Source organism: Gemmiger formicilis, assembly GCF_018784445.1.
Taxonomy (GTDB): Bacteria; Bacillota; Clostridia; order Oscillospirales; family Ruminococcaceae; genus Gemmiger.
In genome coordinates this window covers 1-21,131 of sequence record NZ_WQOH01000062.1, presented here as the reverse complement: position 1 = coordinate 21,131, position 21,131 = coordinate 1, and the positions used below count along the sequence as shown (strand labels likewise).

Here is a 21,131-nt window from a genome sequence, read left to right as displayed (position 1 = left end):
TTCCATATCAATGGCAGCTGTGCTTGCCGCAGCCGTGGTCACCGCAGGAGTGACCAGCCTCGCCGTGCTCATGGTCATGGCGGTCACAGTGAACATTGGGATCGTAGCCCAAACTTCCGTTGAGCAATGCGCTCACCGCCGCATCAGCGTCCCCGCTGACACCGCCGTAGAGCTTGATGCCCGCTTCGGCGAGTGCTGCCTGCGCACCGCCGCCGATGCCTCCGCAAACCAAAGTGTCCACACCGTGCTGCATTAGGAAGCCCGCCAGTGCGCCGTGACCGCTGCCGTTGGTGTCAACAATTTCCGCATGGACGATTTTGCCGTCCGTAACTTCATAAAGCTTGAACTGCTCGGTGTGACCGAAATGCTGAAAGATTTGACCGTTTTCATAGGTAACTGCAATTTTCATAATGGAATCTCCTTTGCAAGTTTTGCCTGATTTTTCCATGTCGGCTCTCTGCATCCGGCAGCAACGGCCGCAGTGAGCTGCCTCCGGTCCTCCGCAGATGCGGTAGTTTCCCCCGGTGATGTGCAGCGGTTTCCCGTGGACAAGACACGCTGCGATCTTGCGCCGTGCGCCTTCGTAAATCTCCTGCACGGTAGAGCGTGAAATGTCCATCTGCGCGGCACACTGCTCGTGGGTTTGCTGCTCCAAGTCAACCAGCCGAATGACCTCGTATTCGTCCAGCGTCAGCAGGATCGGCTCGGTATTCTCGCACCCGTTGGGACAGAATGCATCGACCTGTGGTACGCCACAAATTCGACGGCACCGTGGCGGTCTTGGCATGGGAGCTTTCTTCCCTTTGTATTCGGTATATTCCGATTATAGCACTTTGAGCAGAAAAAAACAATTTTTTCAAAAGCTGCTACATTTTCCGTCCTCATATGTGTACTGGCTGATATTCGGTGTCAAAGACTACGTGTGAGGCATGTTCGTATTGTCAGATTATCTACATTTGACAGAACTTCGCAGGGCATGATGGATTTGCTTGGATTCATTATGAGTTTAGTTTACATGCAAGCCGTTCACGGGCGGTTGTCCACCTATGAACGGCTTGTAAATTCTCAATTTTTTTCCTTACTTGACACAAGAAGATCTCAGTCGCCTCGTTAGAGATTACATCGAAGCGGGCAAGTAGTATCTCTATTTTGTCATTTTCAAACGCAGAGCACGATTAGATTTTCTTCGCAATCGCAGACAGCTCCGAAATAATGCTCAGAAGATCATTTTTGACTTCCTCTTTACTTGGCTCACTGCCCATCAGAAGATAATCCGTGCTGACATGGAGGATGCAGGAAAAGCGAAAAGAAGTTGCTGCGGTTACCAAGAACTTACGAATTTGCATAACATACAAGCCTGTCTGGATGCAGTATGTAGAGTTGCCCATGAGTCAGAAATCGGCTTTTTACAGTGGTCATAGTACGGAATTGCAGGCTTACAGTAGTGCAGCAAAGAATTTGGAAAAAGAAGGAATTGACCAATCCGTTGATCTGGATAAAGCGATTGGATTTACTGAGCAACTTGAAAGGAAAATTGAAGAAACGAAAGAACAACTACGCGAGACAAATTCTGAAGAGAAAAAGGCCCAACAGGAGCGGAAGAAGGTTTTAGACATACAGGAAAAACACACGATAAACAGAACAATATTGATTGTTTTGTGCAAAGTACAAATTATTGGATAAGTCGGGTTTTATAATAGAGATGTCGATACTATTGCCATCAGATGACGGATATTTGCAGCAAATAGCAAAATCCGTGAGGGAAAGTAAAGCATTTTAGGCAATGGAAAAGAGAAAGCATCTCTAAAAATAGACGGCAAACATTAAATAATATCAAAAAAGGACCGGAAAATCTCTATCGACGTGTTCTCTTACCTTTTGAAGGGAGAGTGGCGATCGTGCGCAGAGTTTCCGATCCTTTGCCTTTATTTAAGCATTTTACTAGCGATGCCGTTCCAAGGGCACCTCCTTATTTTTTGATTCTCAACAAAAAATAAGGAGGACGTATAATGATCCAGCATGAATTTGAAGAGTTACTTGAGCAATTTAGTCAAGATGAACTGAATGAAAAAAGCACGGTGAAAGGACAGTTCACTAGCTATATAACCCGCCGAATGGAATGGCACGCAATTCGCTATGCTGCTAAGAATCGACCCAATGTCATTGTGATTTCCTTGGATCAGGCCCCGCGACATCTGACAGATATTGATGCCGAGCAAATGTTTCGGAAGGTTGAGATTGAACTGGCTCTTCAACAGGAAGTACAGAGGCTTTCACCAAAAGAAAAGGAGTGGCTTTTGTGCTTTCTGAAAATGAACTACAAAGAAATTCAGAAACACTTTGGCTGTGGGCATACCTATGTCTATGAGAAGCGCAAGAAGCTGGCTGAAACAATGAAGGCGTTGAAGGAGTAACGATTATGAAGAGCTTTGAAGAACATCTGCGAGGCGCAAAAGCACATAACCGTGAGGATAAAATCTGGCTTGTTACGTGTTTTTCTGGGAAAATGGCTAAGTTGTGTGCCAAGTACGGCTTTCCCGATGATGAAGATATGTTCGTCTACCTGATCGAGCATTTCCTGCGGGACTTGGATAGGTTTGTCATATACGGTGATAACCATACCGTACATAGCGGAGGAAATGGCAGTGGCAACAGATAAGATTCGATATAAGGATGTAAAAGTTCGCATTCCGGAGGAAGAACTGGCTGTACTGAACTGCCGTGTTGCTAAAACAGGTATGTCCAGAGAACAATATATCCGTTGCTTGATTGCAGATACGATTCCTGCTGAATATCCGCCAGCAGATTACAGGCTTATCATTCGAAAACTGGATGAATTGCAGGAGGTGATGGAAGCACTGGTTGACGAGAACCCCGTCAAACGAGATGCAATGAAGCTGTATATTACGCTTCAAAATGTTGCGAGTACGGCGGATGTGCTGCGTAGGGCCGTGATGCCATTTGTGTCAAGACGCGAAAAGAAATAAAAAGTGGGGCTGCTGTATGTGGCAGCCCCATTTTCTATTATATTTGATCCCAGAATTCGACCGCAGGAATATAATTTACTTCGTATTTCTCCTCTATGCCTTCGTTAGACATTGCATTATTCAGGGAGTTATAAGCGGTGTCGTCATGGTAATAGGCATCCCTATATTCCCTTCGGCAAGGTCACACTGCTGCAAGGTGATTCCGGTGACGGCAAGAGTAAGCTGATGCTTTCTCTTGCCGCTTTGCTTTCTAAGGGAGCGCCGCTGCCGTTCTCCGATGACGAGGAAAGATACGAGCCTGTGACGATCATCTATCAGATCACGGAGGACGATGCCGATGATACGGTTGTGCCGCGCTTCAATGCGGCTGGCGGCGATGGTGAACGGCTGTCGGCTGCACAGCGGTTTTTCTTTTTCAGATAGCATTCAAGAAGTCATAAAGTCGGGAAAGTAATGGAAGAGGTAATGCGTTTAGAATAGTGACCGACAATATTTTGAACGCTACTTGTGGTTTTATGGAGAATCTGCTATAATATCTATGTTTATTTGTGAGGAATGGAATTGATATTTTTTTTCTTACTAAAATTACGGAAGGAGGGCTTGACAATGATGCTCAAAGGCGCGAAAATGGCTCGGCTCGGCTCGGCTCGGCTCGGCTCGGCTCGGCTCGGCTCGGCTCGGCAGTAGTATTGCGTCTTTTTTTCAGTGTGTCAAGCTCTATTACATCAAATCGTCAGGTAAAATCCGGAAGCAGGGTGAACTATACCCTGTTTTCGGATTTTTTCTTTTGTGGGAAGGGGGAACACTACTGAAACTTTATGCCTGATTGTCAGGTATTGCGGATGCTTCAATCTATTTTATCGGTACGCTTACTGCGGCAACAATTTTTGGTGATTCAAACACACAGGAGGAATGAAAATGAAGAAAAAAGTTCTTAGCCTTCTGCTAACGCTTTGCCTTGTCATGACTTTCGTACCAATGGCGGCGTTTGCAGCGGAAGCTAACAAAATTTCAATCACAACAGTAGATGAGCTTTTGCAATTTGCAAAAGCTGTGGACAATGGCGAATATGACGATAAAACAGATGCGGTTGTATCGCTGGATGCAGATTTGGATTTAACAGGTGTTGCGTGGACACCAATTGGCAGCGTATTTGCCGCCGATGGAACTCTACTGCATTACTTCAGTGGCAAATTTTACGGAAACGGGCATACGATTTCCAATTTGGATTTTTCCGAAAACTATGGAAAGACAGAGTATCCGTCTTTCGGATTTTTCAGTGAGGTTTACGGCGCTGAAATTTCCGGCTTGACGATTCAGGGCAAGCTGGATGTGTCTAATTCTGACCCCGTCTATTTTGGAACAGTTGCGGGCGTTGCAGCAGACAGCAAAATTTCTGACTGCGTTTCAGATGTGTCGTTCACAGATACAGATAAATATATTAACGGTACTGTGGCTATGTGCGGATATGCAATCAATAGCACGATTGAACACTGCCAAAACAAGGGGAATTTTTCAATAACGATAGATACTACCTCTTTTCAGATGGGCGGTATCGTAGGTCTTGCTCAAAACAGTACCGTACAGTATTGCGCCAATACAGGCAATATGACTTCTTGGACACCCTGTACCGGCGGAATTGTTGGGCAGTTGATTCAGAACTCAAAGGTCATAAATTGTTATTCCACAGGGGAAATGGCCCCTCTTGGCAATGGCACTACGGATTTCGGCGGCATTGCAGGCATAGTTGGTGCAGGTACAGAAATCAGACATTGTTATTTCGCTGGTGAAATGGATTTATCTCAATATACTGCCACTCCACCTTATAAGCGTTTAGGCGGTATTGCAGGCGGTGTTTCTTCTGATACCCCTGTTTTTGAAAACAATTATTTCGTGAAAACTGAAAATGTCCCGGCTTGCTTTAAGTATCAGGATGCTGGAACAGAAAAGACCCTTGACTTTATGAAAACGGAAGATTTCTTTAATGAAATCACTGCTGCTGGCGGCAATTATCGATTTAACTCAAATGGCACACCTATTCTTCCGGCACCGAAATATGCAGTTTCTTTTGTTGTAACACCTGCCGAACTGACAAATGTAATCATCAAAGTGAACGCTCAGGTAGTGACAAGCCCCGCCAATTTGGAAGCAGGTACTTACCCTGTCGAAGTAAGCGCAGATAATTGCAAGTTATTCAATTCCAATATTACGATTACGGCTGATACAGCAACTCATACGCAGACCATTGCAATGACTTATTTACCTGCCGACTACACTAAGGTCGACGAAGCCATTGCCAAGGCAAATGCACTGAACAAGGACAACTACAAGGACTTCTCTGCTGTAGAAACTGCTGTCAATGCTGTTGTCCGTGACAAGAATATCACTGAACAGAGCGAAGTGTATGCCATGGCGCAGGCTATCGAAGATGCCATTACTGCCCTGCAATACAAGGACGCCGACTACACCAAGGTCGATGCAGCCCTCGCCAAGGCAAATGCTTTGAAGAAGGATGACTACAAGGATTTCTCCGCTGTGGAAACCGCCGTCAATGCCGTTGCCCGTGGTAAAAACATTACCGAGCAGGCAGAGGTTGACGCTATGGCAAAGGCTATTGAAGATGCGATTGCTGCCCTGCAATACAAGGACGCCGACTACACCAGAGTCGATGCAGCCATTGCCAGGGCAAATGCACTGAACAAAAATGATTACAAAGACTTCTCCGGCGTAGAATGCGCTATCAGAGCAGTTGCACGCGGCAAGAACATCACTCAACAGGCAGAGGTTGACGCCATGGCAAAGGCTATCGAAGATGCCCTTGCTGCCCTGCAATACAAGGACGCTAACAAGACAACACAGCCCACACCGGCACCTGCTGCAACGCCCACACCTCAGTACACCATTCCGCAGACCGGCGACACCAGCAACCCTGCTTTGCTGGTTGTCCTTATGCTTGTCAGCGGTAGTGCAGCCATTGGAACAGCCGTTGTTGCCAGCAAGAGAAAGAACAACAGATAACTGAACAGCCCCCGTTCCATCTTCCGGGCAAAGCAAAAGCGCCGCAGCGATGTGGCGCTTTTCTATTGCCACAAAGCGGCAAATAGAGGGCTTTCCCACCATAAGCGACAAGTTATATTCCCCACCACCGTAAAGCCCCTCATATCTAACAAAAACGTCCAAAATCGCCCCGAAAGCGAACAGTTTCGGGAGATGTTGGGCGTTTTTCTATTTTCAAAAGCAAATCCGCAAACCCGGCGCGGGCAAGGAAGTGATGCAGATGCCCCGTATGCCGAAATATCTCAAGAGAGAATGGGCGTTCTTTCTTGGAAATTGCGGACGGAAGAAATATAACCCGCTACCCAGCGACAAGCTGCTGAAGGGGGCGCAGCTCATTTGCAACGAACCGTTCCTCCGGATATTTGCCCGGCTGAACATACAGAAAACGGATTTTGTTTTCGTTAGACATTGCAATAACTCCTTTTTTGACAACAAAAATACCGCTGTATCGGGTGATACAGCGGGGGATAACAAATATAAAGTGTCCGGCCCCTTATGCGTTAGACGGGGGCGTTTGCTTGGTAGCCACCTTCGCCGCCACAAACCACCGTCCATCTTCAAACCATAACTCGCGCTCTTTGCCTTGAATCATACAGGTATAGCGGTCGCCAACACCGCCCACGTCGGCGGCACGGCGGCAGATGTCCTTGATCTTGTCGATTTTGTAGACCTGCCCTTTATCAAAAATAATTTGCAAGGGTCTCAATCGTCCCTCGGTGCTGAAGCGCACATCGACTTCCACATAGCGCTTTTCTCGTTGGATCATTTATGATGCCTCCTATGCCGTATGAAAATACCCGACCGGGTGGATGTTGTGGTCGTCGTAGGCGTTGATGCCGCCCAAAACGGGGTCTGTGTATACGACCGCCCGCTGTACACTGCGGTAACCGTATCGCTGGCGCAGGGTGTCCACTGCTTTGTCGATGTGCTCCAGCTTCTCGCGCTTTTCCTCATTGGAGAAAAAGCCTAATTGCACTGCACAATCCGCGGGGCACAAGTCGGCACCGCGCACACCGATGCCACGCAGGGGCTTTGGCCACGAGTAATTGCGCTTGAATAAATCAAAGGCAATGCGGGCAATTTCGATGCTCACATTGGTGGGGCTATCCAGCTTTCGACGGCGCGTAAAGCCGGACAGTTCATTATCCCGCACATAAATCTCCACCACATTACACTTGCTGCCGAGGTCGCGCATACGCATGGCAACGCTTTCGGAAAGCAGCACCAGCATCAGCCATACATCTTCGTCCGTAGTCAGATCGCGCGGCGTGGTGGCGCTGTTGCTCACACTCTTAATGGCGGAATGTGCATCCTGCTTGGCGACCGGCGTTTGGTCCAATCCGCGCGCAAATGCCGAGAGCGTATAACCCATCACGCCAAACCAGCCCTTGAGGACTTCAGGATTCATTTCCGCAAGCTGACCGATGGTGCGGATGCCGTAATTGCCGAGCTTGCGCTGTGTGGCTGCACCAACATACAAAAGATCTCCCGCAGGCAACGGATATACGATTTCCTTATAGTTTTCCGGCTCAATAATTGTGATAGCATCCGGCTTTTTGTAGTCACTGCCGAGTTTCGCGGTAATTTTGTTGAAAGAAACACCAATGGAAACGGTGATACCCAATTCACGCTTTATACGCGCACTGATTTCCTTTGCGATCTTGACGGGGCTTCCGAACAACCCTACGCTGCCGGTTATATCCAGCCATGCTTCGTCAAGCCCAAAGGATTCAACTTGATCTGTATAATCATTAAAAACTTCTCGCACATAGCCGCTGTACTTCTGGTATTTTCCATAGCTGGCGGGTACAATAATTAAGTCACGGCAATGCTGTTTGGCTTCCCAAATAGGCATCCCTGTTTTCACGCCCATACGCTTGGCAGGATAACTGGCGGTAAGTACAATGCCGTGTCGTGCTTCCGGGTCACCGCAGACCGCAATGCTTTTCCCGCGCAGTTCCGGGTGTTCCTGCATTTCAACGCTTGCGTAAAAGCAGTTGCAATCGCAATGCAGTATATGCCGCTGTCCCATATTGTTCCCACCTCCTATACGCCTATTGTAACACCACAATGTTTCACTTTCAAGTGCATTTTACAGGGCTATAAACGAAAATCCGTGTAATGGTACACTTGACTTTACATACCAGAAGCGGTACAATATAGCTGAGGTGATATACCGTGAGCAACTGGAATATGCGTATTCGTGCCGCGCGTGAGGCGCAAAAGATGACCCGCAAGATGGTCGTACAGAAAATGCAGCAGTTCCTGCCGGAATCCGAGAAGGCCGTGACCACACGTGCCTTGATGTCGTGGGAGGCCGGCGAGCGCGAACCCCGCGTTACCGTGGGTGTGGCGCTGGCAAAGGCTTTGGGGTTTGAGGATGTGGCAGTTTTGTATCTGGATTCCGAACCCAAGCTGAATCAGGCGGGGCAGCAGCGTTTGGGGGAATACCGTTCCATGCTGCTGCACACGGCAGAGTTTACCGAAAAACCGGAACCGACACTGCGATTGCTGCCGGTCTATTTACAGCCTGCCTCTGCCGGTACCGGTCAGTGGCTGGACGATGACGCCCAAGAGATGACCGAAGTGGACGAATTCGTACCCGCCAAGGCGGAGTTCGGTGTCCGCATCGCCGGTGACAGTATGGAGCCGCGCTTTGTGAACGGGCAGACCGTTTGGGTCAAGGCGGCACAAGATGCCAACAACGGCGATATTGTGCTTTGCACCTTGAACGACCAAGGCTATTGCAAAAAGCTGCGCAAGGACGAAAACGGCATTGCGCTAATCTCGCTGAATAAAAAATACGCCCCCATCCCTGTGAGGGAGGAGGACGAGTTCAGAATCGCCGGTATTGTAGTAGGATAAGGAAGGAGCGTCGCGTATGTGTGGACGGTATCAGTTTTCTGCCGATGAGTATAAAGAGATTCGCCAGATCGTGCGCGATGCACAGCGCCGCAGCGAGGGAAATGAACTCAATTTCCCAATGGCAGGAGATATTTGCCCCTCGCAGGTGGCACCAGTGCTGGTTTCACGCGGGGAGAAGATCGTGGGCGAGTTCCAGCAATGGGGGCTGCCCGGTTTTCGCGGCAGACAGCAAATCATCAATGCCCGCGCCGAAACGGTGACGGAAAAGCCGATGTTTCGCCGCAGTATTGCCTTCCAGCGCTGCGTGATCCCTGCCACCGGCTTTTATGAATGGGACGCCGCCAAGCACAAATATTTTTTTCAAATGCCGGGACAGCCGATTTACTTGGCGGGCATTTATGATACTATAAATGATGTGAACTGCTTTATCATTCTGACCACCGCGCCCAACGATTCGGTAGCGCCCATCCACGACCGTATGCCGCTGCTGCTCTCCCACGAGCAGGTGCGCCCGTGGTTGGTGGACGCCGGTGCGGCGCTGGAACTGCTTTGCAGCCGCCCGCCGCTGCTGCAGCGCACAAGCTGCGACGGGCAGTTGGGCTTTGATGACCTTGCGTGAGAGGGTTCTATGGATCAAATCGAGAAATTTGTAAAGGATTCGGGGCTGACTATTTCTGCCTACAATGTCTGTTTTTATGACAGCAACGGCACCGATGAAATTCTGGACAACATTCTTTGCGGCAAAAAACGCGCCAACACGGGGCTGTTCAATCTGTTTGAAACCCAGATGCAGCTTCTGCCGCGCACGGGTGATTACACGGTCGTGTTGGACAGCGATATGCAGCCGCGTTGCATTACCCGCACCACAAAGGTGGAGGTTGTCCCGTTTGAAGATGTGACGGCAGATTGTGCCGCCGCCGAGGGGGACGGCACCCTTGCCGCGTGGAAGAAAGTCCACCGCAAGGCGTTTGCCGCAGCGTGTGAGGAAATCGGCAGGAACTTTGACGAAAGCATGAAGTGCGTCTGCGAGTATTTTGATGTGGTTTACCGGGCAGATGGGCAGTGAGATAAATCGGAAGTTGTGAAGGTAAATGAATCGGATACTACGATACAAGTACCATGGAGGAATATGAGAATGTCGAAAGATGAGTATTTGATAACCGATGCGCCCCTCAAAGCGTTGACGTTTTTTGCAATGCCGATGATTCTTGGGAGCTTTTTTCAGCAAATATACAATATGGCCGACTCCATTATTGTCGGCCAGTTTGTTGGTTCTTCTGCACTTGCAGCTGTCGGTGCCTGTGCAGCATTGACCAATGTGTTCATTTGTGTGGCACTGGGAGCCGGCGTAGGTGCCGGTGTGCTGGTGAGCCGCTATTTCGGTGCCAAAGAATATGGCAAAATGAAAACCATTGTGTCAACGTCCTTGCTCAGCTTTTTGATTCTGAGCATTGTCCTTGGCGTTTTTGGCTTATGCTTTTCCCGCCCGATGATGCAGGGCTTGCAAACCCCTCCCGACATTCTGGATGAGGCAGTGCTGTATCTGCAGGTCTATTTTGCGGGCTTTCCGTTCTTGTTTATGTATAACATTCTCTCCAACATGTTCACCTCCATCGGTGAATCAAGAATTCCCTTGGCACTCCTGATTTTTTCTTCTGTCCTGAATATTTTTATGGACCTTTGGATGGTTGCCGGGCTTGGTCTGGGCGTGTTCGGTGCCGCTCTTGCAACTTTGATTGCCCAAGGCATTTCCGCCGTATTTTCCCTTCTGATTTTTCTTCATCGAATGCGGCGATACGAGAGCCCATTTCAACGATTTGACTGGCGGGGGCTGCAATCCATGCTGCAAATTGCCGTGCCGTCGATTCTTCAGCAGTCTACGGTGTCCATCGGTATGCTGATTGTGCAGGCAGTTGTAAATCCATTCGGCACACAGGCGCTGGCAGGCTATTCGGCGACAATGCGAGTAGAGAATTTGTTCTCTTTGATTTTTGTCTCCATCGGCAATGCGGTTTCGCCGTTTGTTTCCCAAAACCTTGGTGCAGGCAAGCCCCAGCGCATCAAAAAAGGCTACCACGCTGCACTGGTGCTGGATCTGTGCTTTGCAGCCATTGCGTTTGTGGTCATTGAAGCGCTGCACACGCAGATTTCCTCGCTGTTCTTGGGAAAAGACGGAACGGCGTTGGCCTATCAGGTGTCTGGTGATTATATGAGGTGGATTGGTTACTTTTTCATCTTCATGGGTATCAAGATGGCAACCGATGGAGTCCTTCGTGGTCTCGGAATTATGCGTCCGTTCCTCGTTGCAAACATGGTGAACCTTGCGATTCGTCTGTCCGTTGCCCTGATCTGTGCACCGCGTTTCGGCATTGCCTTTGTCTGGCTTGCTGTACCAGCTGGTTGGCTTGCGAACTTCTTAATCTCCTATGGGGCTCTCAGGAGATCATGGCAGACTGATAAAATGGCATCAACCAGATAACTTCCAGTTTGTTAAATTGGAAAATTTGAATTTGGAAGGTGCGATGATATGAAAATTAAAGAAATCAAGGAGAATAAAAAACAATTTCTTCCACTGTTGCTATTAGCAGATGAGCAGGAGGATATGATAGATAGGTATCTTAATAGAGGGACAATGTATGTTTTGGACGATGGTGGAGTTAAGTCCGAATGTGTCGTAACAGACGAGGGGGGAGGTGTTCTTGAAATCAAGAATATTTCAACTGAACCAGAATATCAGGGGAAAGGTTACGGTAAAGTACTAATCGACTTTGTCGCTGCGAAATACAAAGGGAGGTATTCTATACTGCAAGTTGGCACAGGGGATAGTCCGTTGACAATCCCGTTTTATGAGAAGTGTGGATTTATTCGTTCTTATAGCATTAAAAACTTCTTTATAGATAACTATGACCATCCTATATATGAAGCAGGTATGCAACTGATAGATATGATTATGCTGCAAAGAAAACTGTAAATCCCAGTTTGTTAAGGTGAAAAAAGTTTAAGTAAAATTTGAATTTATCTGTATGATAATTCTGCAAAATAAAAAAACACATAGAATAGGTAAAATCTGAGTAAAGAATGTCTATAATGGTTCCGTAAAATCACGAAAATCATATTTTACGTACAGACATAAGCCGTGTCAAAATTTATACTAGATAGATGTAAGCTCATGTCCATATAAAACATCGCCTCAATCAAGGCCAGAACACGAAGCCATAGAAAGGATGATTCTATGAAATTATTAAAGCATGCCAATGTTTACACACCAGCTCCTCTCGGTAAAAGGGATGTGCTGATCGAGGGGGAGAGGATCCTCCGAATCGCGGAAGAAATCACAGGCTATGATGAACTTCCGGATGTCGATGTCTATGATCTCTCGGGAAAGACCCTCGTGCCGGCCTACATCGATCTGCATGTGCATATCACCGGTGGCGGCGGAGAGCAGGGTCCGGCTTCCCGTGTGCCGGAGTCTTCACTCAGCACCTTTTTTAAGAATGGTATCACGACCGTCGTCGGGCTTCTGGGCACGGACGGCATCACGAGAAGCCTCGAGAACCTGGTGGCGAAGGCCCGTGCACTGACAGAAGAAGGCATGACGGTGTACACATTGACCTCGTCCTATGGCTACCCGCCGACGACACTCACCGGCAGCGTCGAGCGGGACATCGTTCTGATCCCACCGATGATCGGTGTGAAGGTCGCGGTATCTGATCATCGAAGCTCGAATCCGGGTGGAGCGGAGCTGATCGCACTGGCAACAGCTGCACGCCGCGCCGGTCTGCTAAGCGGCACACCGGGGCTCGTGACGATGCACATGGGCAGCGGGAAGGCGAAGCTGGATCCGATTTTCTACGTACTGGATCACTCGGATGTACCGGCGAAGAACCTGCTCCCGACGCATATGCTGCGCTCACCAGAGCTCATCGACGCTGGCGTAGAGCTCGTGAAGCGAGGCGGCTACATCGACTGTACCGCCGGCTCGGATGAGGTGGCGGTGAAAGAGGACGCCCGAAAGCTCTTTGATTTACTGCACCGCGAGGGCGTAAATCCGGATCATGTGAGCCTGTCAAGTGACGCCTACGGAAGCCAGCCGCGTTTTAACGACGCAGGCGAGTGCGTGGGACTGACCTATGCGTCGCCGAAGTACCTGCATAAAACCATCCGGGCGCTGGTGCGCATGGGCATGCCGCTCGAGCAGGCACTGAAGCTTCTGACGACCACACCGGCGACTCTGCTCGCGCAGGATGGCCGAAAGGGATGCATCGCCGCAGGCGCCGACGCAGATCTCCTCGTACTGGATGAAGAGCTCGAGATCGACAGCCTCTTCGCGCGAGGACAGCTCGCGCTGTGGCAGAAGGAACTGTGCATGAAGGGAAGATTCGAAGAGTAAAGCGGATTTTATATCCTCTAGTTAAGATCATTGCTTATGCTGGCAGTTCAGCAGAAGGATACCCGACAGAAATAAAAATATTTTTCTTTCTGTTTTTGATTGACAAATCGGAAGTTGGAGGATACACGCATGAAAATTGTAATCATTAATGGAAGTGCCAGAAAAGGAAACACGCTGACAGCAATCAATGCATTTATAAAAGGAGCATCAGAAAAGAATGAAATTGAAATCATTGAACCTGACAAACTCAACATTGCACCATGCAAGGGATGTGGTGTCTGTCAATGCTCTAAGGGATGCGTCGATAAGGATGATACAAATCCTACAATTGATAAAATTGCTGCCGCAGATATGATTCTTTTTGCTACACCAGTTTATTGGTGGGGAATGTCAGCACAATTGAAACTTATCATTGATAAGTGCTACTGCCGTGGATTGCAGTTAAAAAATAAAAAAGTTGGCACGATTGTTGTAGGCGGTTCTCCCGTAGACAGTATCCAGTATGAGCTGATTGATAAGCAGTTTGACTGTATGGCAAAATATCTTTCATGGGATATGCTTTTCAAAAAATCATATTACGCAACAGCCAGAGATGAACTTGAAAAAAACAAGGATTCCATGAACGAACTTGAGGGGATCGGAAAAAATTTATAAAGCACGTTCCAAATTCCAGTTTGTCGAACAGATCCGCAACAAACAGCAGCAGTTAGGAGAACCCCATGATTTTACACATAAACAGCAGTGAGTATGATTACCACACCTTGGTCAAGGTTGCAGAGATGGCAGGGCTTGCGGGCCTTGTCGGCTTTCATGAATCCGAGGACGGCTATATTGTCAGCTTTCCCGATACAGAAAACACGCAGGCGCTTATTAATGACTACAAAGCGCGTCTGCGTGATTTAGAAAACAATATCTGGCAGCACTAAACTGCCACTGACTCTAAGGCGGGCTTCGACCCGCCTTTTCTTTATGCAAAATCATTCTTGCTTCTTCCTTCCTCCCGGTTTCGTTGTGATGAGCTGATAGACATCACTATCCTTGGGCTCCAGATTGGTGAATGGTAATACACTGTTGCCCATCTTGATGATGCCGTGCCCCTCGCTGGCGTTGCGCAGAAATGAGTGAAGCCGATGTTAATAGCCTTTTGCCGGGGTACCATATTGACCAGCTTAGAGAGGTATGGGGGAAGCCTGATAGCAGTGAAAACAGCACTGCATGTTGGAAACTTGGGAATGACACTACTCTCGTTGTAAGTTATAAAAATAATGGTATAGTTGCGATTTGTGGCCTTAAAGACGATAGCGGTGCCTCCATAGGAGAATAATAAATTCCAGTTTGATAGCCCGGCTGATTTTTCGAAATAGTTATTTGAAAAAGTCGGAGCCGGCCCATCAACCAGTTATGTATGAAAATAAAACGAATATATATTTTGATCCTGCACAGAATCGTGCAGGGTCATTTTTGTTGATATGTTCTGAAAAATGCTATCCGCGTGGCATGGCTACTTGATGTATGTCAAGTGCAATGAAATAAAAATAGTGATTGTGGAAAAAAATCAAGAGAACGTACTCTTATAGTATAGAGCAGCAACGCTCATACAAGGATGGCAAGTGTACCAGTGTTTTTGTACATTTCCCTTATGAATTTGCCCCTTGTACAATGAAAGAACAAGGAGGCGTTCGAAATGACAGACTATATTGGGAATTACAAGAATCGACCGCGCAGGGTGGTGTTTTATGGCCGCGTTTCAACAGAACATGAGGAACAGCTATCTGCGCTGGGAAATCAGATGGAATGGTATACAGACCTTGCATTACGCAATCCCAACTGGACCGTTGTAGCGCAGTATATAGACGAAGGCATAACTGGTACCCAAATGAAGAAACGTCCATCATTTATGCGGATGATAGAGCACGCAAAGGAACACCGCTTTGACTTGATTGTCACACGTGAATTGTCGAGGTTTGCGCGTAACACTGTGGATGCGTTGAATGCTACGCGAGAACTGAAGCAATACGGCGTGGAAGTCTATTTTGTAAATGATGGCATCTGGACAATGGACGGTGATGGAGAAGTTCGCTTGACCATTATGGCGAGCATTGCCCAAGATGAAAGCCGCAAGACCAGTGAGCGCGTAAAAGCCGGACAGAAGATGAGCCGTGAGAAAGGTGTACTCTATGGCAGCGGTAATATTATCGGTTATGACCGTGTGGATGGAACTTATGTAATCAATGAGGAACAGGCGGCAACGGTGCGCAGAATCTTTAATCTGTACGCCGAGGGGCACGGAGAAACGACTGTTGCCAAAATGCTTATAGAAGAAAACCGCAAGGATGGCGGTGGTGGCCTGAGCTGGACGGCGAGCAAGGTATCACGGGTACTCCGCAAGCCCACTTACAAGGGCTATATGACCTATAATAAATCCCATATTGATGACTTTCTCAGCCATAACCGCATCAATCACAGCGAGGAGGACTTTGTTCTTGTAAAGGGAAACTTTGAGCCAATCGTCTCAGAGGAGCTATGGGAAACCTGCAATCAGATCCGCAGTAAGCGAGCTGCATTTGTCAAAGGAAAAGATGGTCGTGCCCATAAATTTGGTGTGTCCTTTCCGCAGAACAAATGGACGAAAATTCTGTTTTGCGATTGTGGGATGCGATTCCAAATCGAAGGCTACGATAAAACGGCCAACGGAGGGAAAAATATGCGGCTTATCTGTGCACGGTCGAAAATGTTCAAAAAGAAAGATGCCGCCAGAACACTGAACGGTATTCCTTGTCCGGCACCATACGCATCTGAATGGAAGCTGGAATTGATGGCAAGGGAAGTGTTCCGTACTGTTTGGAAAGAAAATGCCGAGGATATACTGGGTCTTTTGCGGACGTTGGATGCAAATCTGAACACTACCGGCACACCGAATGATGGAAACCAGCTGGAGAACAAGCTCTCTGCGCTGAATGAGGAATTGGACGATCTTGTCAGCCAGCGGGCAAGCCGAAGCATAACTATGGATGATTTCTTAAGCAAAAGTACGGAAATCAACAATGAGATTATAAATGTCGAAGGCTTACTGCAAAGTTCCATACAGGAACAGCGTCCTAAAGCAAGGTTAGATATGCACAGCATCGAGGCTGCACTCAGTGATGATGCCTCTTTTCCGGATGGTAAAATAGAGCCGGGCTTTCTGGACAGGTATACCAACCGGATTGTAAAAAGCAATAACCGCTACATTTGGATGTTGCAGTTGATGAATGTGCAGCAGATCATGCCTATCCAATCGGAAAGGCAGCCGATAGCGATGGTTACCTATAAAAGTGGCGTTCCCTATGATATTGAGCAAGAGCAAATCGGCAAGCAGGATAAAGAAAGTGCTGGACCCGATTGCGCGACAATATGTCGTCCACAGGATTTCTTTTTGAATATGAGCCGAACCAAAAGAAAGCGTAAGTTGGTGGAATGGCTGGAAAGCTGTCAAGAAAATCAGGTGAGCGTGCTGGATGAAAAGATGCCACTTTTGAGTTTTGCGGTTGACTTTGTGACAGCCTATGAGTATCAGAAAGCGCGGGGGATTAAGATCCACCCCGGTTTGTGGAAAGATATGCGTGTGGATATATTTCTGGTAAAAAAAGAAAATTGAAAAAGTTGTGGAAAAAATCCGATTCGCTGTTCTCTTATGTATTAGGAGGTTCCAAACCTCCGAAAAAGTGAATAGCGTCCTCTGCTGTACCGTATTGGGGAAGCAGCGCCATGACTGGATTCCACGAGCGTGCCAAGATGCGAGAAAACATATCGCATGGCTGCAAAGCGATGCGAGGCAAAGCGCCGGGAAGGGTTGCCTGTCTGGAATTTGCAGAGGGAGAGAAACGCACAGCTATAACGACAGATCGTGCCGTGGAGGAAAAACTTCCACGGCATTATTGTGCCGTTATGGAATGACGCTAGATTTGCTATTTGAATCAGTAAATGGTAATATTATAATACGGATGAGGAATAGACCGTGATGGCAACTATTCGGGAATTCCGAATGGTTCAAACAGATGATATCTGACAGGTTCATCGAAGGGAAATTATCGCAATTTGTGGCTTATTGCGCCTTTCGAGTTTTATCTGCATATATTTTTGAAGATTATATGCAGAAAGCAGGATTCTATGTGGCAAAATTTAATCATCGTCATAGCAGATGAGGTGTCTGCGATGATAGATCATGCTATGAAAGAAATCCATGCTGCGGTGCTTTTGTACTATTATAGGGAAATTTCCAACTTGCTATTTGTATCGATAAATGGTACTATATGACTATACTAATGTCATTTGAATGTTTAGAAATAAATGACTTCTGAAGGAGGCTTTGGCGAAATGGGAAGATTCGTGAATCCGGACAATAGTGCGTTTCAAGTTGCACTGAATTCAAAAATTTATGTGGATAAAACGGGTCTGCTGGAATATACCAACAGCGTTCTTGATACACCAGAAGCATACATCTGCAATAGCCGCCCCCGGAGATTTGGTAAGTCCTATACGGCTAATATGCTGGCAGCCTATTACAGCAAAGGCTGCGATTCAGAAAAGATGTTCGATGGGCTTACAATCGGCAAGAGTAGCGACTTCAAAAAGCATCTCAACAAGTATGATGTGATCCATATAGATGTACAATGGTTTTTGTCCAGCTGTGCAGACATCAAAAGTATTATATCCTACATTACGCAATCAGTTTTTGAGGAACTAAAAGAGTACTACCCTGAAGTTCTTCCTAACGAAGTGTTGACATTGGCGGATGCTTTGTCGCGCATCAGAAACTCGACCGGTCAGAAATTTATTGTGATTATTGATGAATGGGATATTCTGATCCGAGATGAAGCAACCAATAAGGCTGTTCAAGAAGAATATATCTATTTCCTGAGAGGCTTATTCAAAGGAACAGAGCCGACAAAATACATTCAGCTTGCATACCTCACCGGCATTCTGCCAATCAAAAAGGAAAAAACGCAGTCGGCCTTGAATAACTTCGATGAGTTTACCATGGTCAGTGCCAGCACGTTGGCACCTTTCATTGGCTTTACGGAAGAAGAAGTTAAGAATCTTTGCGAGGAGTACCACAAAGACTTTGACAAGGTAAAAAAGTGGTACGATGGTTACTTGTTGCGGGATTACCAAGTTTATAATCCCAGAGCTGTTGTCAGCGTTATGCTGAAGGGAGAGTTTAAGAGCTACTGGTCGGAAACGGCTTCCTATGAAGCAATCGTTCCTCTTATCAACATGAACTATGATGGGCTGAAAACGGCAATCATTGAAATGCTTTCCGGTGGGGAAGTTAAAGTAAACACGGCTACCTTCAAGAACGATACCGTTAATATCCAAAGCAAAGATGATGTTTTGACATATATGATCCATCTTGGCTACTTGGGATATGACCAGAACCGAAAAACAGCGTTTGTTCCGAATGAGGAAATCCGGCAGGAATTGACACTTGCGGTGGAAAGCAAGCATTGGAATGAGATGTTGCTGTTCCAGCAGGAGTCTGAGAAGTTGCTGGATGCGACATTGGATATGGATGGCGATGCAGTAGCCACTCAGGTTGAGAAAATCCATGATGACTATGTTTCTGCCATCCAGTACAACAATGAAAACTCCTTGAGCAGCGTCTTGGCGATTGCATACCTGAGCGCTATGCAATATTACTTTAAGCCGGTTCGAGAGCTGCCCACAGGCAGGGGCTTCGCAGACTTCGTTTTCATTCCAAAACCGGAGTACCGAAATGACTATCCGGCGCTTGTTGTGGAGTTGAAGTGGAACCAAACGGTGGAGACTGCGATGCAGCAGATTAAGGAAAAGAAATATCCGGATTCGCTGCGTGGCTATACAGGAAATCTTCTCTTGGTAGCTATCAACTATGACAAGAAAACGAAGAAACATCAGTGCCTTATTGAAAAAGTAGTATAAAGATCATGCCGTGGAAGGAACCTTCTTCCACGGCTTTTCTATACCATGATTGAGTCATTGACTTGTACATTTTGAAAATACTGAATGCAGTATTATACTGATGGGGAAGGAGGGAAAACCGATGCAATATGATAAAGCAGACCAGCAAAACTGCCCGCGCAGAGTCGTGTTCTATGGGCGCGTGTCCACGGAACTTGAGGCGCAAATATCAGCACTGAAAAATCAAATGAACTGGTATCTGGAGCTTGCAGAACATCATCCGAATTGGACGGTGGTTGGGCAATACGCCGATGAAGGAATCTCAGGTACTGGCATGAAAACCCGGCCTTCTTTTATGAAGATGCTGCGAGATGCCCGGAAAAAGAAGTTTGACCTAATCGTGACCCGCGAGGTTTCCCGTTTTGCCCGAAACACGGTGGATACTTTGGTTACGACCCGTGAGCTGAAACAGTACGGCGTTGAAGTGTACTTCGTCAATGATGACATCTGGACGATGCGTGGCGATGGAGAAGTTCGCCTGACCATTATGGCAAGCCTTGCGCAAGATGAAAGCCGTAAAATGAGTGAACGCACCAAGGCGGGCATTCAGACGTCACAGAAAAAAGGCACCTATGTTGCGGGACCGACACCGTTTGGATATAAGCGTGATAAAAAGGCTCATACGCTTGTGGTGCAGGAAAGTCAGGCAGAGACTGTCAGAAAAATTTTTGCTTGGTATGCTGATGGCATAAATGGCACCGAGATAGCCCAGACACTAACGCAAGAAGGCGCACCGAATAAATCCGGAATGCCACAATGGAGCGCGCGTCAGGTTCTCTCAATCACCAAGAATACGATTTATAAAGGGTATTTGACATACAACAAATCGCATATTGATGATTTCCTCAGCCATAAAAGCATCAAGAACAGCGAACAGGATTACATTCTGGTGAAAGGCAGTTTTGCGCCAATCATTTCAGAGGAACTATGGGATAAATGTCAGCGTCGCAGACATGCATGGCAGTCGTACAAAGACGGCAATATAACGCAGGCTTACTTGTATGGAAAGAGCGAACACGCCGACAAATGGGCTTGCCGCCTGTTTTGTGGCTGCGGAGCCAGAATGCGGGCGTTCCGCGCAGAGAAAGGCATTGTTCGATATATCTGTTATCAGCGGTCACTGAGGAATGTAGCCCCCAAATGCAGCGCCCCCAATGTGCAAGCATGGAAGCTCGAATTGATGGCGCGAGAAATCTACAAAAACGTTTGGCAGGATCACCGGCAGGATATTTTAGAAGAATACCAGCAGGAACAAGAAAACGGAGCTGCCGATAGTGAAAAGGTAGAGGAAGCACTCAGCTGGCAAGAGTCGTTCCCAAACGATGAAATCAGCCGGGAATTTCTGGACAGATTTGTGCCGAGAATCTTCTCCATCGATGGACAGAAATTCATCTGGGAACTAAATCTATTTCAAGAGTCATGCACTGTTCAATGCAATGTGCGCGGAATGTACAATTACCATTCGATTTCGGCGGAAAAAATCATGCCGGGAAAAACAAAAGCGAAGAAAGGGGATGGGGCCGTCAATAGGATACTTGAGGATGCAAACAGTACGCGCTTTTGGGTACATACCTATGATGACGACCCAATAAGCAGGCAGCAATTAAAAATCCACGCAAGTAATTTGCAGGTTGGTTCTAAGCGCCGCAATGGCTTCCAATAGGGATACATCCTTATAGGAATTGGCGTTGCTGCGTGCTTTGGCTGGGAATGTGGAAAGACCTGAATTCTAAGGTCAATCTATAATAACCTGTTAAGTCCCTAATTGCTTTTATGAACAGCACCCCATTTGTTAGACAGTATGATATACTATCTAACAAGTGGGGTGTTTTGCTATGCCAAAAGGAGTACCA

Annotated in this window: 20 protein-coding genes; 17 read left to right on the top strand and 3 right to left on the bottom strand. The window is 47.2% G+C overall.

From position 1 onward, the window contains the following. Positions 1-7: 7 nt before the first annotated feature. A complete protein-coding gene (locus GPK89_RS14330; RefSeq protein ID WP_215694173.1) occupies positions 8-787 on the bottom strand; it encodes a DUF134 domain-containing protein in 780 nt (259 codons plus the stop codon). A 503-nt stretch (positions 788-1,290) separates the two neighbouring features. On the opposite strand from GPK89_RS14330, the gene GPK89_RS14325 reads away from it, so the two are divergent. From GPK89_RS14325 to GPK89_RS16380, 6 genes are all read left to right on the top strand, one after another. Next, the gene (locus GPK89_RS14325; protein ID WP_215694171.1) at positions 1,291-1,683 is read left to right on the top strand and encodes a hypothetical protein; all 393 of its coding nucleotides are present in this window, start codon (positions 1,291-1,293) and stop codon (positions 1,681-1,683) included. 326 nt (positions 1,684-2,009) lie between these two features. Continuing rightward, a complete protein-coding gene (locus tag GPK89_RS14320) occupies positions 2,010-2,414 on the top strand; it encodes a hypothetical protein (protein WP_215694169.1) in 405 nt (134 codons plus the stop codon). Between the two features lie 5 nt (positions 2,415-2,419). After that, positions 2,420-2,659 (top strand): hypothetical protein, encoded by a 240-nt coding sequence (locus GPK89_RS14315; protein ID WP_215694167.1) that lies wholly within the window; start codon positions 2,420-2,422, stop codon positions 2,657-2,659. Further along, complete coding sequence (locus GPK89_RS14310; RefSeq protein ID WP_215694165.1) at positions 2,646-2,987, top strand: ribbon-helix-helix protein, CopG family; 342 nt, start codon at positions 2,646-2,648, stop codon at positions 2,985-2,987. The genes GPK89_RS14315 and GPK89_RS14310 overlap by 14 nt, the downstream gene beginning before the upstream one ends. Positions 2,988-3,098: 111 nt before the next feature. Continuing rightward, positions 3,099-3,410, top strand: coding sequence for an AAA family ATPase (locus GPK89_RS14305; protein WP_252261691.1), 312 nt, complete (start codon positions 3,099-3,101; stop codon positions 3,408-3,410). 495 nt (positions 3,411-3,905) lie between these two features. Continuing rightward, positions 3,906-6,005: an LPXTG cell wall anchor domain-containing protein gene (locus tag GPK89_RS16380; protein WP_252261690.1), complete on the top strand. Its 2,100-nt coding sequence runs from the start codon at positions 3,906-3,908 to the stop codon at positions 6,003-6,005. Between the two features lie 532 nt (positions 6,006-6,537). On the opposite strand, the gene GPK89_RS14295 is transcribed toward GPK89_RS16380, so the two are convergent. Further along, positions 6,538-6,810, bottom strand: a complete 273-nt coding sequence (locus GPK89_RS14295; RefSeq protein WP_215694163.1) for a hypothetical protein — start codon at positions 6,808-6,810, stop codon at positions 6,538-6,540. A 12-nt stretch (positions 6,811-6,822) separates the two neighbouring features. Continuing rightward, positions 6,823-8,076: a DNA polymerase IV gene (gene dinB, locus GPK89_RS14290; protein ID WP_215694161.1), complete on the bottom strand. Its 1,254-nt coding sequence runs from the start codon at positions 8,074-8,076 to the stop codon at positions 6,823-6,825. A gap of 146 nt (positions 8,077-8,222) precedes the next feature. Here dinB and GPK89_RS16685 point away from each other — a divergent pair, with 146 nt between their 5' ends. From GPK89_RS16685 to GPK89_RS14235, 11 genes are all read left to right on the top strand, one after another. Further along, positions 8,223-8,909, top strand: coding sequence for a LexA family transcriptional regulator (locus GPK89_RS16685; protein WP_215694159.1), 687 nt, complete (start codon positions 8,223-8,225; stop codon positions 8,907-8,909). A gap of 16 nt (positions 8,910-8,925) precedes the next feature. Continuing rightward, positions 8,926-9,528 carry an SOS response-associated peptidase gene (locus tag GPK89_RS14280; RefSeq protein WP_215694157.1) on the top strand — a complete coding sequence of 201 codons (603 nt, stop codon included), beginning with the start codon at positions 8,926-8,928 and terminating at the stop codon, positions 9,526-9,528. Positions 9,529-9,537: 9 nt separating this feature from the next. Then, the gene (locus GPK89_RS14275) at positions 9,538-9,975 is read left to right on the top strand and encodes an ASCH domain-containing protein (RefSeq protein ID WP_215694155.1); all 438 of its coding nucleotides are present in this window, start codon (positions 9,538-9,540) and stop codon (positions 9,973-9,975) included. 63 nt (positions 9,976-10,038) lie between these two features. Then, positions 10,039-11,388 carry an MATE family efflux transporter gene (locus GPK89_RS14270; RefSeq protein WP_430750609.1) on the top strand — a complete coding sequence of 450 codons (1,350 nt, stop codon included), beginning with the start codon at positions 10,039-10,041 and terminating at the stop codon, positions 11,386-11,388. A gap of 48 nt (positions 11,389-11,436) precedes the next feature. Beyond that, positions 11,437-11,880 (top strand): GNAT family N-acetyltransferase, encoded by a 444-nt coding sequence (locus GPK89_RS14265; protein WP_215694151.1) that lies wholly within the window; start codon positions 11,437-11,439, stop codon positions 11,878-11,880. Between the two features lie 261 nt (positions 11,881-12,141). Next, positions 12,142-13,299 carry a beta-aspartyl-peptidase gene (iadA, locus tag GPK89_RS14260; protein WP_215694149.1) on the top strand — a complete coding sequence of 386 codons (1,158 nt, stop codon included), beginning with the start codon at positions 12,142-12,144 and terminating at the stop codon, positions 13,297-13,299. A 129-nt stretch (positions 13,300-13,428) separates the two neighbouring features. Further along, positions 13,429-13,953: a flavodoxin family protein gene (locus tag GPK89_RS14255; RefSeq protein ID WP_008119059.1), complete on the top strand. Its 525-nt coding sequence runs from the start codon at positions 13,429-13,431 to the stop codon at positions 13,951-13,953. Positions 13,954-14,018: 65 nt separating this feature from the next. Continuing rightward, positions 14,019-14,225 carry a hypothetical protein gene (locus GPK89_RS14250; protein WP_215694147.1) on the top strand — a complete coding sequence of 69 codons (207 nt, stop codon included), beginning with the start codon at positions 14,019-14,021 and terminating at the stop codon, positions 14,223-14,225. 758 nt (positions 14,226-14,983) lie between these two features. Next, complete coding sequence (locus GPK89_RS14245; protein WP_215694145.1) at positions 14,984-16,936, top strand: recombinase family protein; 1,953 nt, start codon at positions 14,984-14,986, stop codon at positions 16,934-16,936. 719 nt (positions 16,937-17,655) lie between these two features. Further along, positions 17,656-19,239 (top strand): AAA family ATPase, encoded by a 1,584-nt coding sequence (locus GPK89_RS14240; protein WP_215694143.1) that lies wholly within the window; start codon positions 17,656-17,658, stop codon positions 19,237-19,239. 121 nt (positions 19,240-19,360) lie between these two features. After that, positions 19,361-20,941, top strand: coding sequence for a recombinase family protein (locus tag GPK89_RS14235; RefSeq protein ID WP_215694141.1), 1,581 nt, complete (start codon positions 19,361-19,363; stop codon positions 20,939-20,941). Positions 20,942-21,131: the final 190 nt, after the last annotated feature.